The 14,446-nt window shown below is 74.4% G+C and carries 13 protein-coding genes; 10 read left to right on the top strand and 3 right to left on the bottom strand.

The window, feature by feature from the left end:
• The first annotated feature begins 6 nt into the window (after positions 1-6).
• The 4 genes from H1A17_RS30865 to H1A17_RS30850 all read left to right on the top strand — a co-directional run bounded on the left by H1A17_RS30865 (position 7) and on the right by H1A17_RS30850 (position 4,070).
• Positions 7-702: a DUF3152 domain-containing protein gene (locus H1A17_RS30865; RefSeq protein ID WP_375372847.1), complete on the top strand. Its 696-nt coding sequence runs from the start codon at positions 7-9 to the stop codon at positions 700-702.
• Between the two features lie 131 nt (positions 703-833).
• Complete coding sequence (locus tag H1A17_RS30860; protein ID WP_240762409.1) at positions 834-1,754, top strand: DUF3152 domain-containing protein; 921 nt, start codon at positions 834-836, stop codon at positions 1,752-1,754.
• 111 nt (positions 1,755-1,865) lie between these two features.
• Positions 1,866-3,047 (top strand): adenylyltransferase/sulfurtransferase MoeZ, encoded by a 1,182-nt coding sequence (moeZ, locus tag H1A17_RS30855; RefSeq protein WP_088644745.1) that lies wholly within the window; start codon positions 1,866-1,868, stop codon positions 3,045-3,047.
• A 93-nt stretch (positions 3,048-3,140) separates the two neighbouring features.
• Positions 3,141-4,070, top strand: a complete 930-nt coding sequence (locus H1A17_RS30850) for a prenyltransferase/squalene oxidase repeat-containing protein (protein WP_145921793.1) — start codon at positions 3,141-3,143, stop codon at positions 4,068-4,070.
• 93 nt (positions 4,071-4,163) lie between these two features.
• Here the strand turns inward: H1A17_RS30850 and H1A17_RS30845 are convergent, their stop codons facing one another.
• Both H1A17_RS30845 and proB read right to left on the bottom strand, forming a co-directional pair.
• Positions 4,164-5,405, bottom strand: a complete 1,242-nt coding sequence (locus H1A17_RS30845) for a glutamate-5-semialdehyde dehydrogenase (RefSeq protein ID WP_194823541.1) — start codon at positions 5,403-5,405, stop codon at positions 4,164-4,166.
• A gap of 49 nt (positions 5,406-5,454) precedes the next feature.
• On the bottom strand, positions 5,455-6,612 hold the full coding sequence (gene proB / locus H1A17_RS30840; protein WP_145921790.1) for a glutamate 5-kinase: 1,158 nt from the start codon (positions 6,610-6,612) through the stop codon (positions 5,455-5,457).
• Between the two features lie 13 nt (positions 6,613-6,625).
• Between proB and H1A17_RS30835 the strand changes: the two genes are divergently transcribed.
• From H1A17_RS30835 to H1A17_RS30815, 5 genes are all read left to right on the top strand, one after another.
• A complete protein-coding gene (locus tag H1A17_RS30835) occupies positions 6,626-6,940 on the top strand; it encodes an MGMT family protein (RefSeq protein ID WP_145921789.1) in 315 nt (104 codons plus the stop codon).
• Between the two features lie 31 nt (positions 6,941-6,971).
• On the top strand, positions 6,972-8,510 hold the full coding sequence (locus tag H1A17_RS30830; protein WP_194823540.1) for an MFS transporter: 1,539 nt from the start codon (positions 6,972-6,974) through the stop codon (positions 8,508-8,510).
• On the top strand, positions 8,507-9,955 hold the full coding sequence (locus H1A17_RS30825) for an aminotransferase class V-fold PLP-dependent enzyme (protein ID WP_194823539.1): 1,449 nt from the start codon (positions 8,507-8,509) through the stop codon (positions 9,953-9,955). The genes H1A17_RS30830 and H1A17_RS30825 overlap by 4 nt, the downstream gene beginning before the upstream one ends.
• Positions 9,956-10,184: 229 nt before the next feature.
• Complete coding sequence (locus H1A17_RS30820; protein WP_194823538.1) at positions 10,185-10,748, top strand: NADH-quinone oxidoreductase subunit B; 564 nt, start codon at positions 10,185-10,187, stop codon at positions 10,746-10,748.
• Between the two features lie 484 nt (positions 10,749-11,232).
• Positions 11,233-12,549, top strand: coding sequence for a DUF2252 domain-containing protein (locus H1A17_RS30815; RefSeq protein WP_194823537.1), 1,317 nt, complete (start codon positions 11,233-11,235; stop codon positions 12,547-12,549).
• 16 nt (positions 12,550-12,565) lie between these two features.
• Here H1A17_RS30815 and H1A17_RS30810 read toward each other — a convergent pair whose 3' ends face one another.
• Entirely contained in the window at positions 12,566-13,612 is a 1,047-nt protein-coding gene (locus H1A17_RS30810) for a glucose 1-dehydrogenase (RefSeq protein ID WP_145921785.1), read from the bottom strand.
• Between the two features lie 210 nt (positions 13,613-13,822).
• Here H1A17_RS30810 and H1A17_RS30805 point away from each other — a divergent pair.
• The coding region (locus tag H1A17_RS30805) for an NADH-quinone oxidoreductase subunit C (protein WP_194823536.1) at positions 13,823-14,446 on the top strand (624 nt) is incomplete at its 3' end.

Here is a 14,446-nt window from a genome sequence, read left to right as displayed (position 1 = left end):
GTCGACGTGGCCGGCGGGGTCGGGTCGGTCCCGCCGGTGCCCGCGATGGCGCCGGAGCCGGCCGGTGCCGCGGTCCCGGCGGCGACCGTGCCGCCGTCGGCGCTGTCCGGCCCGGTGCCGGCGACGGGCCGGGGCACCTTCCGCTACGACGACCGGGCCGGGGCGACGCTCGGCCGGTCCGGCGGCGTGCGGCGCTACCGGGTGGCCGTGGAGGTCGGCTCCGGCGAGGACGTCCGCGCCTTCTCCGACCAGGTGCAGGCGGCCCTGGCCGGGCCGGGGAGTTGGGTGGACGGCGGCCGGCTGCGGCTGCGCCGGGTGCCGGGGAACGCGCCTGCCGACTTCACCGTGCAGTTGGCGACCCGCAGCACGGCGGGGCGGCTGTGCCGGGCCGGGGGTGTGGACATCCGGGTCGGTGGCGTGCCGTACACGTCGTGCCGTGCGCCGGGAAAGGTGATCATCAACCTGGACCGGTGGCGGACGTCGGTGCCGCACTTCGTCCGGGCCGGGGTGCCGCTGCCGGTCTACCGGACGTATGTGGTGAACCACGAGGTGGGCCACCAGTTGGGGCACCGTCACGAGGGGTGTCCGGGGGCGGGCCGGCCGGCGCCGGTGATGCAGCAGCAGTCGCTGTTCCTGCGGGGCTGCACGGCGAACCCGTGGCCGTACCTGGACGGTCGCCGGTACGCCGGCCCGGCGCTCTGAACCCCCGTTGCCGCCCGTGGGGTGTCCGGTCCCGGTGCCGGTTGTCGGGCGGTTACCGGAGAAGTGAAACATGTTCTTGTAATTTGCGGCAATAGCGGGTTTATGCCCGATTAGTCTGCCATGCTGGCCGGGTGAGCACCGAGTCCGCCGAGCGCCCGGAGCCGCCGGACGCCGGCCGGCCCGACCCGCGCCACACCGACCCGTACGCCGCCGACCCCTACCGGGCCGGCCCGCGCTCCGCGTGGTGGCACGGCGAGCCGGGTGTCGGGCCGCGCCGCAGCCGCCGGATGCGCCGTCGTCGTCGCCGGGCCGTCCTGCTCGGCCTGGCCCTGCTCGGCGCGGGCGCGGGCGGGTTCGTCACCCTCCACCCCGGGCACGGCCCGAGCCGCCCCGAACAGGTCGCCGGGCGGGTGGCCGACGGGGCCGGTGGTGGCCGGCTGCCCGACGCGGTACGCGCGGAGCGGACCGCCGTCGCCTACCCGCGCAGCGGACCCGGCCGCTTCACCGCCGCCGACGGCCGCTCCGAGGTGTACGGCTTCGACGGCCCGCTGCACCGCTACCGGATCGAGGTGGAACAGGACACCGGGCAGGACGTGGACGCGTTCGCCGCCGCCGTCGACGAGACGCTGGGCGACCCGAACAGCTGGATCCGCTCCGGCGAGCTGCGGTTGCAGCGGGTGCCGGAGATCGCCGCCGCCGACTTCACCATCTATCTCGCCACCCCGGCCACCTCCGAGCGGATGTGTGCCGAGGGTGGGCTGGACACCGAGGGCTACACCTCCTGCCGGCTGCCCGGCCGGGTGGTCATCAACCTGGCCCGCTGGATGGAGGCGGTGCCGGACTACGGGGCGCCCCTGTCGGTCTACCGGACGTACGTGGTCAACCACGAGGTGGGGCACGAACTCGGCGAGGAACACCAGGCCTGCCCCGGCCCCGGCGAGCCGGCCCCGGTCATGCAGCAGCAGACGTACGGGCTGGACGGCTGCGTGGCGAACGCCTGGCCGTACGTCGACGGCTCGCTCTACTCCGGCGATCTCGTGCCCGGCAGTTGAGATATTCCCGCTCCCGCATGTCGGACGGGGTGTCACTGCTCATGGCCGAGGGGTGGTCGTCCGAGCAACAATGGCTCGGTTCGCCATCAGCCGATCACCGGGGAGTCCACCGTGTCGTTGCCCCCGCTCGTCGAACCCGCCGCCGAGCTGACCGTTGACGAGATCCGTCGCTACTCCCGTCACCTGATCATCCCCGATGTGGGGGTCGAGGGGCAGAAGCGGTTGAAGAACGCCCGGGTGCTCTGTGTGGGTGCCGGTGGCCTCGGTTCGCCGGCCCTGATGTACCTGGCCGCCGCCGGGGTCGGGACGCTCGGCATCATCGACTTCGACACCGTCGACGAGTCCAACCTCCAGCGCCAGATCATCCACGGCGTCTCCGACATCGGCCGGTCCAAGGCCGAGTCCGCCGCGGCGTCGATCCGCGAGATCAACCCGCTGGTCCAGGTGGAGATCCACAACACCGCGCTGGACCGGGAGAACGTCCGGGACATCTTCGCCCGGTACGACCTGATCGTCGACGGCACCGACAACTTCGCCACCCGCTACATGGTCAACGACGCGGCGGTGCTGCTCGGCAAGCCGTACGTCTGGGGGTCGATCTACCGGTTCGACGGCCAGGCGTCGGTCTTCTGGGCCGAGCACGGCCCCTGCTACCGCTGCCTCTACCCGGAGCCCCCGCCGCCCGGCATGGTGCCGTCCTGCGCCGAGGGCGGCGTGCTCGGCGTGCTCTGCGCGTCGATCGGCTCGATCCAGGTCAACGAGGCGATCAAGCTGCTCGCCGGGATCGGCGAGCCGCTGGTCGGCCGGCTGATGGTCTACGACGCCCTGGAGATGAGCTACCGCAAGATCAAGGTCCGGAAGGACCCGAACTGCGTGCTCTGCGGGGAGAACCCCACGGTCACCGACCTGCTGGAGGACTACGAGGACTTCTGCGGCGCGGTCTCCGAGGCGGCCCAGGAGGCGATCGTCGACGCGACCATCACCGCCACCGAACTCAAGGAGTGGCAGGACGCCGGCAAGGACATCTTCCTGGTCGACGTCCGGGAGCCCGCCGAGTACGAGATCGTCCGGATCCCCGGCTCCACCCTGATCCCCAAGGGCGAGATCATCTCGGGCGAGGCGCTGGCCAAGCTCCCGCAGGACAAGCAGGTCGTGCTGCACTGCAAGTCCGGGGTCCGCTCCGCCGAGGCGCTCGCCGCGCTCAAGGCGGCCGGGTTCCGCGACGCGGTGCACGTCCAGGGCGGGGTGCTCTCCTGGATCAAGCAGATCGATCCCTCGCTGCCCGCGTACTGACCCGGGCCCGGGTCCGGGGGCGGTGCCGAACCGCCCCCGGCCCCGACCGATTCCCCGAGGCGGGATCGCGTTCGCGCCGGTAGCGTCAGCGCCGTGGTGGACTTGGATGCCGCGATCGGCTTCGTCGTGGCGCACGGCGACGCGGTGGATCGCGCCCGGCTGTCCTGGTTGCGCACCGGTGCGCCCGTACCCCCCGACCTGCTCGACGCGGCCGAGGTCGGGCAGACCCCCGACGGCGGCTGGCCGGCCCTGCTCGGCGGTGACGTGCCGTCCATCGACGCCACCTGCTTCCGCCTCGCCGAGCTGGACGACCTCGGCGCGCTCGGCCGGCCGGCGGCCCGGCACGCCCTGGACTGGCTGGCCGCCCGGCAACTGCCCGACGGCGGCTGGGACGAGGATCCGAGGCTGGCCGGCAGCGCCCCCGAATGGGCCACCCCGGGCGACCCGGAGGCCCGGCTCTACCTCTCCGCCAACGCCGCGTTCTGGCTCAGCGTCGCTGGTCGGGACGCCCGCGCCGCCGGCCCGCTGGACCACCGCGTCGGCGGCGCGTACGCCGGGGTGGTGCAGGCGGCGGCGCAGTCCCTGGCCGGGCAGCTCGCCCCGGACGGCAGCTGGCCGTCGTTCCTGGCCGCCGGCTGGTTGAGCGCGGCCGTGCTGCACCGCCAGCAGCTCTACTACGAGTCGGCCCGGATCCAGGCGGTGCTGGCCGAGCGGATGCCGAAGCTCTCCCCGGCCGACGTGGCCGCGCTGGCCGCCACGCTGCGCCGGGTCGAGGTGGGCGAGGAGCAGTGGGTGCTGGTGTCGGCCCGCAAGCGGCTCGCCGCGACCCAGCGCAGCGACGGCGGCTGGGACAGCGACGACGGCCACCAGTTCGACGTGCACACCACGCTCACCGCGATCCGCGCCTGCCGCCCGATCGGGCCGGTCTTCCCACCGGGGTCGCCGATCGCCCCACCGGGGTCACCGGCGGTCCGGCGGGTCCGCCCGGTCCCCCCGACCGACGACGAGCCCGGCACCTGGTGACCCCGGTCCCCGGTCCGGCCGGCGCCGGGCCGTGGGCGGGACGACCCGACCGGCGGACGGCCGGCCCGGCACCCACCGGCCGGAGCGGACCGCTCAGCGCAGGTGACCGTCGCCGGTCACCACGTACTTGGTGGAGGTCAGCTCGGGCAACCCCATCGGCCCCCGGGCGTGCAGCTTCTGGGTGGAGATGCCGATCTCCGCGCCGAAGCCGAACTCGCCGCCGTCGGTGAACCGGGTGGAGGCGTTGACCATCACCGCCGCCGCGTCCACCCGGGCCACGAACTCCCGGGCGGCGGCCTGCGAGTCGGTGACGATCGCCTCGGTGTGCCCGGTGCCGTAGCGGCGGATGTGCGCGACCGCCGCGTCGAGTGAGTCGACCACGGCGACGGAGATGTCGGCCGAGAGGTACTCGGTGGCGAAGTCCTCGTCGGTGGCGGCCACCACGGCGGGGGAGTACGCGGCGACCTCGGGTGAGCCGTGCACGGTCACCCCGGCCTCGGCGAACGCGGCCAGCACGACCGGCAGGAAGGTGTCGGCGACGTCGGCGTGCACCAGCAGCGACTCGGCGGTGTTGCAGGTGCTCAGGCGCTGGGTCTTGGCGTTCAGGGCGATCGCCACCGCCTTGGCCTGGTCGGCGGCGGCGTCCACGTAGACGTGGCAGTTGCCCACCCCGGTCTCGATCACCGGCACCGTCGACTCCTCGACCACGGTGCGGATCAGCGACGCGCCGCCGCGCGGGATCAGCACGTCGACCAGGCCCCGGGCCCGCATCAGCTCCTTGACCGAGTCGCGGGAACCGGCGTCGAGCAACTGCACCGCGTCGGCCGGCAGGCCCGCCCCGGCGACCGCGTCGCGCAGCACCGCCACCAGCGCCGCGTTGGAGTGCGCCGCCGAGGACGACCCGCGCAGCAGCGCCGCGTTGCCGGACTTCAGGCAGATGCCGGCGGCGTCCACTGTCACGTTGGGCCGCGCCTCGTAGATGATGCCGACCACCCCGAACGGCACCCGGACCTGCCGCAGCTCCAGCCCGTTGGGCAGGGTCGAACCCCGGACCACCTCGCCCACCGGGTCGGGCAGCGCGGCCATCTCGCGCAGCGCGTCGGCGATGCCGGCCACCCGGCCCGCGTCGAGGGCGAGCCGGTCCAGCACGGCCGCGCTCAGCCCGGCCTCCCGCCCGGCCGCCAGGTCCGCCGCGTTCGCGGTGAGGATCTCCGGCGTACGCGTCACCAGCGCGTCGGCCATCGCGTGCAGCGCGGCATCCTTGACCGTACGGGTGGCCACGGCGAGGGCCTCCGCCGCGTCCCGGGCCCGCCGGGCCTGCTCGACGACGCTCATTGCGTACTCCTTCGGATCTCTCGGAAGCGCCCGCGCGGGACGCCTGACGTCACAGCAGCACCAGGTCGTCGCGGTGGACGACCTCACGTTCGTACGCCGGACCGAGCGCCGCGGCGAGTTCGGAGGTGGAGCGGCCGAGCAGGCCGGGCAGCTCCACCGCGTCGTAGTTGACCAGGCCCCGGGCCACCGACGCCCCGTCGACGTCGACCAGGTCGACCGGGTCGCCGGCGGTGAACGTGCCGTCCACGGCGGTGATGCCGGCCGGCAGCAGCGACTTGCGCCGGCCCACCACGGCCTGCACCGCGCCCGGGTCGAGGTGCAGCCGGCCCCGGGGCGCGGTGGCGTGCGCCAGCCAGAACAGCCGGGCCGCCGGGCGTCGCCGGGCCGGGTGGAAGAACGTGCCCACCGGTTCCCCGGCCAGGGCCGCGCCGGCCAGCGGGGCGGCGGTCAGCACCACCGGGATGCCGAAGCCGGTGGCGATCCGGGCCGCCTCGACCTTGGTGATCATGCCGCCGGTGCCGACCCCGGCCCGGCCGGCCCCGCCGATGTCCACGCCGGCCAGGTCGGCCTCGCCGCGTACCTCGGTGATCCGGGTGCTGCCGGGGCGGGCCGGGTTGCCCGTCCACAGCGCGTCGACGTCGGAGAGCAGCACCAGCAGGTCGGCGTCGACCAGGGCGGCGACCAGGGCGGCCAGCCGGTCGTTGTCGCCGAACCGGATCTCCTCGGTGGCGACCGTGTCGTTCTCGTTGACGATCGGCACCGCCCGCAGGTCGAGCAGCTTGCGCAGGGTCCGGTACGCGTTGCGGTAGTGCGCCCGCCGGGTCACGTCGTCGACGGTGAGCAGGACCTGCCCGACGGTGAGCCGGTGCCGGGCGAAACCGGCCGCGTACCGGCCGATCAGCAGGCCCTGGCCGACGCTGGCGGCGGCCTGCTGGGTGGCCAGGTCGCGCGGGCGGCGGGGGAGCCCGAGTGGGGCGAGCCCGGCGGCGATCGCCCCGGATGAGACCAGCACCACCTCGCGGCCGGCGGCGGCGAGCGCGGCGAGGGCGTCGACCAGGGTGTCGACCCGGGCGTCGTCCAGGCCGCCGGTCGCGGTGGTCAGCGAGGACGAACCGATCTTGACGACGATCCGTCGGGCCTGGGTGACTGCTTCACGCACCCGCCCATTCTGCGCGGTCGGTCCCGGCGGACCCCGCCGCGTTCCCATATCCTGGCCGGTCGTGACGCCTGAGGAGTACGTGGAGGCGGTGCTCGCGCTGGTCGAGCGGATACCGCCGGGCCGGGTGATGTCCTACGGGGCGATCGCCGACGCGCTGGCCGAGCGGTCCGGGCGGGCCTCGGCCCGGCTGGTCGGCTCGATCATGGCCCGGCACGGTGGCGGGGTGCCCTGGCACCGGGTGGTGAACGCGGCCGGCCGGCTGCCACCCGGGCACGAGGCGCGGGCGCGGGCCCTGCTGCGGGCCGAGGGCTGCCCGCTGCGCGGTGCCGGGGTGGATCTGGATGCCGCCAAATGGTGGCCGGATGAGGGGCGGTGACCCGGCGGTAACGTGAGTAACATTCGGCCGCATGGACGCGCCGCCGGCCGGGCCCGGCTCCCCACCCGCCGGCCCGCCCGCGCCGGCTGCCGACCGGTCCGCGCCGGCTGCCGGCCCGTCGGCGTCGGACGTTGGCCCGCCCGCGCCGGACGGCGGTCCGGCCCGGTCGACCGGCGCTGAGGGGGTTGGACTACCGCGTCGGGTGCACGCCGGTTACGCGCTCGGTTCGCTGGCCACCGGGGCGTTCGGCACCGTGCCCGGGTTGCTGCTGCTGCCCTACCTGACCGACACGCTCGGGGTGGCCGCCGGGCTGGCCGCCCTGCTGGTGCTGCTGCCCAAGGCGTGGGACGTGCTGGTCAACCCCGTCGCCGGGCGGATCTCCGACCGGACCCGCTCCCGGTGGGGGCCGCGCCGGCCGTGGCTGCTCGGTGCCGGGCTCGCCCTGGCGGCGCTCTTCGCCGCCATCTTCGCCGCCCCCTTCGGCGTCGGGCCGGCCGCCGGGGCGTACGTGGCCGTCGCGTTCCTCGCCACCGCCACCGCGTTCGCCTTCTTCCAGGTCCCGTACGTGGCGATGCCCGCCGAACTGACCGACGACGCGGCGGAGCGTACCCGGCTGATGGGCTGGCGGGTCGCGGTGCTGGCGCTGGCCATCCTGATCTCCGGCGCGGTGGCCCCGGTGGTGGTGACCGCCGGCGGCGAGGGGGTGGCCGGGCACCGCTGGATGGGGGTGTTCGTCGCGGCGCTGATCGCGCTCGGCGCGCTCGGCGCGTTCCTCGGCACCCGGTCGGCGGCGACCGGCACGGTGACCGCCACCGAGCCGACGCTGCGCGCCCAGCTCGCGGTGGTCGCCGCCGACCGGCCGTTCCGGGCGCTGCTGCTCTGCTTCGTCGTCCAGTCCGCCGGGGTGGCGACCATCCTGGCCGGGGTCAGCTACTTCGCCGCCCAGATCCTGCGCGACCCGACCACCGGGCCCACCGTGCTGTTCGCCTGCTTCGTCGGGCCGGCGCTGCTGGTGATGCCGCTGTGGACCCGGCTCGGCGCGCGACTGGGCAAGAAGACCGCGCTGGTCGTCGCCTCGCTGCTGCTGGCCGCCGGTGCGGCGGCGCTGGTGGCCGCGCCGGTGCTGCCCGCCGCCGTTGTCTACGCGGTGGTCGCGCTGCTCGGGGTCGGGTACGCCGGCCAGCAGGTCTTCGCCCTCGCCCTGCTGCCCGACTGCGTGGCCACCTCGACCGCGCGCACCGGCCGCCGCCAGGCGGGGGTGTTCACCGGCCTGTGGACCGCCGGCGAAACCTTCGGCCTGGCCCTCGGCCCTGGCATCTACGGCCTGGTCCTGGCCCTGTCCGGCTACGTCTCCTCGGCCACCGGCACCGCCGCCCCCCAGTCCGACACCGCCCGCCTAGGCGTCCTCCTCGGCTTCACGGTCGTCCCGGCCCTCCTGATCGCCCCCGCCACCCTCCTCCTCCGCCCCCACCCCTACCACCCCCCACCCCCCACCCACCCCGTCGATCATGGAGTTGTGGTGGGGACGAAAGCCGCGAAAACCCACGGAAAGGCCACCACAAGTCCATGATCGACGAGAACGGGGTGCCTGCCGAGCGGGTGCTGGACGAGATTCGGCAGCTGCGGGTAGGGGATCGGCCGGTGCACGGGGGGCGGTTGTTCGCCTACGTGTACGACCCGGGGGTGGCGGGGCTCGACGCACTGGGGGCGGCGGCCCACGCGGAGAGCGCGCATGTGAACGGGCTGGATCCGACCGCCTTCCCGTCCCTGCTGGCGATGGAGAACTGGCTCGTCGGGGCGGCCGGCGGGCTGCTCGGCGGCGGGCCGGGCAGTACCGCGCCGGACGTGGTGGGCAGCGTCACCAGCGGTGGGACCGAGTCGCTGATCCTGGCCGTCAAGGCCGCCCGGGACGCCCGCCCGGAGCTGACCGCACCCCGGATCGTGGTGCCGGCCAGCGGGCACGCCGCCTTCGCCAAGGCCGCCCACCTGCTACGGGTCACCCTCGACACGGTTCCCGTCGACCCGGTCACCCTGCGCCCGTCAGTGGCGGACATGGCCGCCGCGATCGGCCCGCAGACGGTGCTGGTGGCCTGCTCCGCCCCGTCGTACGCGCACGGGGTGGTCGACCCGGTGGCCGGGATCGCGCAGGTCGCGGCGGCGGCCGGGGTGCGCTGCCACGTGGACGCCTGCTTCGGCGGCTGGACCCTGCCCTACCTGCGTCGCCTCGGCGTGCCGGTGCCACCGTTCGACTTCACCGTCGACGGGGTCACCTCGATCTCCGTCGACCTGCACAAGTACGCGTACGCCCCGAAGGGGGTGTCGGTGCTGCTGCACCGGGACGCGACGCTGCGCTCCCCGCAGTACTTCGCGTACGCCGACTGGCCCGGCTACACCATGATCAACCCGGTGCTCGCCTCCACCCGTTCCGGTGGCCCGATCGCCGCCGCGTACGCCACCCTGCGGCACCTCGGCGACGACGGCTACCTGCGGTTGGCCGCCACCACCCGGGACGCCGTCGGTTGCCTGGCCGCCGCCGTCCGGGACGTCGACGGGCTGCGGCTGATGGCCGAACCGGAAGCCACAGTGGTCTGCTTCACCAGCACCGACCCGGCGCTCGACCTGTTCGTCCTGGTCGACGAACTGACCGCCCGGGGCTGGCACACCCAACCCCAGCTCCGGTACGCCGACCTGCCCGCCAGCGTGCACCTCACGGTGACCGCCTCGGTGGCCCCCCGGGTGGCCGAGTTCGGCCCGGACCTGGCCGCCGCGGTGGCCGCCGCCCGCCGGGCCGGGCCGGTCGAGCTGCCGGCCGACCTGGTCGCCCTGGCCGGATCGTTGAGCCCTGAGGCGCTCACCCCCGAGCTGATCGGTGGACTCGCCGCCGGCCTGGGGCTCGGCGCCGGGCCGCCGGACCGGATGGCGGTGGTGAACACCCTGCTCGACGCCGCCCCCGCCGCGCTGCGGGAACGGCTCCTGGTGGAGTTCGTCGGCCTCCTGCAACGCCCCACCTGGTGACCCCCACGTCCCATCCGTCGCGGCGGGTGGCCGCAGGAGCGTGGCGGCGTCGCCGGGAGGCCACGCTGGTCGGCCTCGGCCTCGGCCGCACCGCCGGGACGCGCGACGGGCCCGGCGGGGCGGGTCCGTCGGGACGCGGGACGGGCCCGGCCGGTCCGGGGGTCACGCCGGGCGACTGTGGTTGACTGTCCCTGGGCGGACAGCGGTTAGGCGGGGACGGGAGGCGGTCGTGCAGTTGCCGGGAGTGCTCGGCGAGCCGATCCGGTTCGTCCTCAACTGGGGTCGCCGCTACTCGCTCTGGGTGTTCAACTTCGGCCTGGCCTGCTGTGCGATCGAGTTCATCGCCACCAGCATGGGCCGGCACGACTTCATCCGGCTCGGCGTCATCCCGTTCGCCCACGGGCCCCGGCAGGCCGACCTGATGGTGGTCTCGGGCACGGTGACCGACAAGATGGCCCCGGCGATCAAGCGGCTCTACGACCAGATGCCCGAGCCGAAGTACGTCATCTCCTTCGGGTCCTGCGCCAACTGCGGCGGCCCGTACTGGGACTCGTACTCGGTGACCAAGGGCGTCGACCAGCTCATCCCGGTCGACGTCTACGTGCCCGGCTGCCCGCCCCGGCCGGAGGCGCTCCTGCACGGCATCCTCCGCCTTCAGGAAAAGATCGCCGCCGAACAGTCCGGCATCGGCGGCGTCGACCGCACCGACCCCCTGGCTTCGCCCACCGACACCGCCCCGCGCCCGGTCGAGTCCCTGACCGCCCCCCCGGTCCGCCCTCCCACCCCCTTCTGACCCACCCCCGGGGGGCCTTCCCGGCCGCACCCTCGCTGCGCCCCGCTCTGCCTCGCGTGCCCCCGCTGCGCCCCGTCTTGCGCCCGCCTGCCCCGCTGTGCCCCGGTGATCCCGCTGTGCCCCGGTGATCAAGAGGTTCGCGTCAAATCTGCGCCCGACACTGTCCGAAACCTCTTGATCACCGCCCCTGGTAGGGCCGGAAGTCGGAGGCCGGTCAGGTCGGGGCGGTGCCGCAGGGCGGGGCGGATCCGGGCCGGTGATCAAGAGGTTTACGTCAACATTCCGCGTGGATCTGACGCAAACCTCTTGATCAACTGACGCAAACCTCTTGATCACCGGGCGAGGCGGGGCGGGGGTGAGGCGGGCCGGGCGGGTCAGGCGGGGCGGGCCGGGCGGGGCGGGCCGTGCGACGCGGGGCGGGTAGGGCGCGGGGTGGGCAGGGGGCCCGGGGGAGAGGTGGCGGGTGGGGGTTAGCGTGCGGGGCATGACCGACTCCGTGGACCGACGGTCCGCTTTCATCGTCGACGTGTTGACCGAGGAGTTCGGCGCGTCGATGGCGCTCGACCCGGCGGCGTTCCGTCGCAAGTTCCGCAAGATGGCCGCCTCCCCGTTCGCCTTCTACCGGGGCAGCGCCTCGTTGTTCTACGCCGACCAGCGCGGCGACTTCGCCGACGACGCGTTCCTCGACGAGCAGACCAGCCGGGTGTGGATCCACGGTGACCTGCACGCCGAGAACTTCGGCACCTACATGAACGCCTCCGGGCACCTGGTGTTCAACGTCAACGACTTCGACGAGGCGTACGTCGGGCCGTTCTCCTGGGACCTGAAGCGGCTCGCCGCCAGCGTGGCCCTGATCGGCTACGCCAAGGCCCTGTCCGACCGGGCGATCGGCGAGTTGGTCACCGGCTTCGCCCGGTCGTACCTGACCGAGTTGCGGGCCATCGCCGCCGGTGGGGACGACGCGATCGGCTCGATCACCCTGGACAACGCCGACGGGGTGCTGCGCCGGGTGCTCCAGGAGGCCCGGCTGAACACCCGGGTCGACCTGCTGGCCGCGCAGACCAACGTCGACAACTACGAGCGGCGGTTCTCCCTCGGCGACGGGGTGTTCGAGATCGACGGGGAGACCCGTAAGAAGGTCTGCGCCGCGTTCACCGGGTACCTGGACACCCTGCCCCCCTCGACGGCCCGGCTGCGACCGGTCGCCACCCAGATCAAGGACGTGGTGCTGCGCAAGGGGGTGGGCATCGGCTCGGCCGGGCTGCCGTCGTACAACCTGCTGCTGGAGGGGCACACCGAGGCGTTGGAGAACGACGTCGTCATCTACATGAAGCAGGCACAGGTGCCGGCGGTGGCCCGGCACATCGACGACGAGCGGGTCCGGGGCTACTTCCGGCACCAGGGGCACCGCACGGCCGAGTCGCAGCGGGCGTTGCAGGCGCACGCCGACCCGTGGCTGGGCTTCACCGAGCTGGACGGGGCCGGTCAGCTCGTCGCCGAGGTCTCCCCGTACGCCGCCGACCTGGACTGGTCGGACGTCAACGAGCCGGACGAGCTGGCCGGGGTGCTCGCCGACCTGGGGCGGGCGGTGGCCCGGATGCACTCGGTCGCCGACGACGAGTCCAGCCACGACCTGGTCGACTATTCGACCGAGGAGGCGATCGTCGCCGCGATCGGCGACGACACCGAGGGCTTCGTCGGGCACCTGGTCGAGTTCGCCCACGCGTACGGCGTCCGGGCCCGCACCGACCACCAGCTCTTCGTCGACCTGTTCCGCAACGGCCGGCTCCCCGGCATCTGAGCCGGCCCGTCGGGCGTCACGCCCCGAACTCCAGCACCACCTTGATGTCCTCGCCGGTGTGGGCGTACGCCTGCGCGTACGCCGACACCGGCACCCGGCGGGTGATCAGCGCGTTCAGCCACGACTGGTCGGCCTGGGCGAGCGCCCGGGCGGCCAGGTCCCAGTGCCGCCGGTTGGCGTTGACGGAGCCGAACACGACGTTGTTCTCCAGCACCAGCGCCCGGTTGAGCGCCCCGGCGTCGAAGTCGATGGTCCGGCCCCCGCTGGACACCCCGGTCAGGCAGACGATCCCGGCCGGGCCGACCTTGCACATGGTGTCCAGCACCACGGTCGGCGCGCCGGTGCACTCGACCACCACGTCCGGCTCGAAGTCCAGCTCGTCGACCGGCACCGTGTGGTACGTCGCCCCGAGCGCCCGGACCAGGTCCGGTTTGGGGCCGGTGGTGTTGCGGTCCAGCACGTGCACCGACAGGCCACGCTGGACGGCCAGCAGGGCCGCCAGCAGCCCGATCGGCCCGGCCCCGGTGACCAGGACGGTCTGCGGCTTCCACTCGGCCCGGGTGCCGATCTGCGCGATGTGGTCCCACGCCTTCGCCACCACGCTCGCCGGCTCCAGCAGCATGCCGACCGGGGCGAGGACGGGGTCCAGCCCGACGGCGAACTTCGGCTGCACCCGCCACCGTTCCCGGGCGAAGCCGGGCAGCCCCTTGATCCCGTGCTCGGTGTACCGGCCGTTGCGGCACATGTCCCACTCGTCGACGGCGCAGTTCGGGCAGGGCACCGGGTCGGGGTGGCGGACGATGCCGGCCACCAGGTCGCCGGGTTGCAGGGTGCCGGACGGGTCCTCCAGCACCCGGCCGAGGGACTCGTGGCCGAGCACCAGTTCCCGCTGGCCGGGCGGGGCCTCCCCGTAGTCCCCGGCGATGATCTCCTGGTCGGTGCCGCAGATGCCGACGGCGAGCGCCTCGACCAGGATGGCGCCCTCCTCGGCCGGCGGCTCCGGCCAGTCCTGCACCAGCCGCAGCGAGTCGCGGACCCCGGGAGTCACCGTCACAGCGCGCACGGCCCCATCTTTCCCCGCCCCACCACGCCCCGCCCGGTAAAGCGCCAGATGCCCGCTCCGCCCTGCCCGGCCACGCGCCCGGACGACGCTGCCGGAACCGTGGTACGACGCGGCGCGGGGCCGTCCGTTCATCTCATCCAGGTGTCCGCCGGGCGCGTACGACCGGGCGGGCGGGCCCGGCGTCGGGGCGGCGGCCATAGGATCAACCGCATGACTCCGGAAGAGGTCGGTCGGCGGGTGGTCGCGCTGCTCACGCCGGTCGAGGCGACCGCGTCGGTGTCCGGCGGGCAGGCCCACGCCCGGGCCACCGTCGACGTACCCCCGGCGGCCTGGGCGGACACCCTCCGCGCGGTGCGCGACGACGCCGAGCTGGACTGTGACTTCTTCGACTGGCTGTCCGCCGTCGACGAGTTGGCCGACGGTTTCGACGTCGTGGTCCACCTGTGGTCGACCCGGCACCGGCACGGCGTGCTGCTGCGGACCCGGGTGCCGAGGGCGACACCGACGGTCGCGTCGGTGGTCGACATCTTCCCGGGTGCGGCCTGGCACGAGCGGGAGACCCACGAGATGTTCGGTGTCGACTTCACCGGCCACCGGGGGCTGGCCCCGCTGCTGCTGCCGCCCGAGTTCGAGGGGCATCCGCTGCGCAAGGAGTTCGTGCTGGCCTCCCGGGCGGCGAAACCGTGGCCGGGGGCGAAGGAGCCGGGCGAGTCCGAGGCCGGTGGCGGTCGCCGGGCGGTCCGCCCGCCCGGGGTGCCCGCGCCGGGGGAGTGGGGCGTGGTGCCGGCCCCGGCCGGTCCGGTGACGGTGGGTGACGGGGCCCCGGCCCGCGCG

The organism is Micromonospora sp. S-DT3-3-22 (assembly GCF_015354745.1).
In the GTDB taxonomy this organism is placed as follows: domain Bacteria; phylum Actinomycetota; class Actinomycetes; order Mycobacteriales; family Micromonosporaceae; genus Micromonospora; species Micromonospora wenchangensis.
The sequence above is the reverse complement of the archived record's forward strand: the minus strand, read 5'-3'. Positions and strand labels throughout refer to the sequence as shown.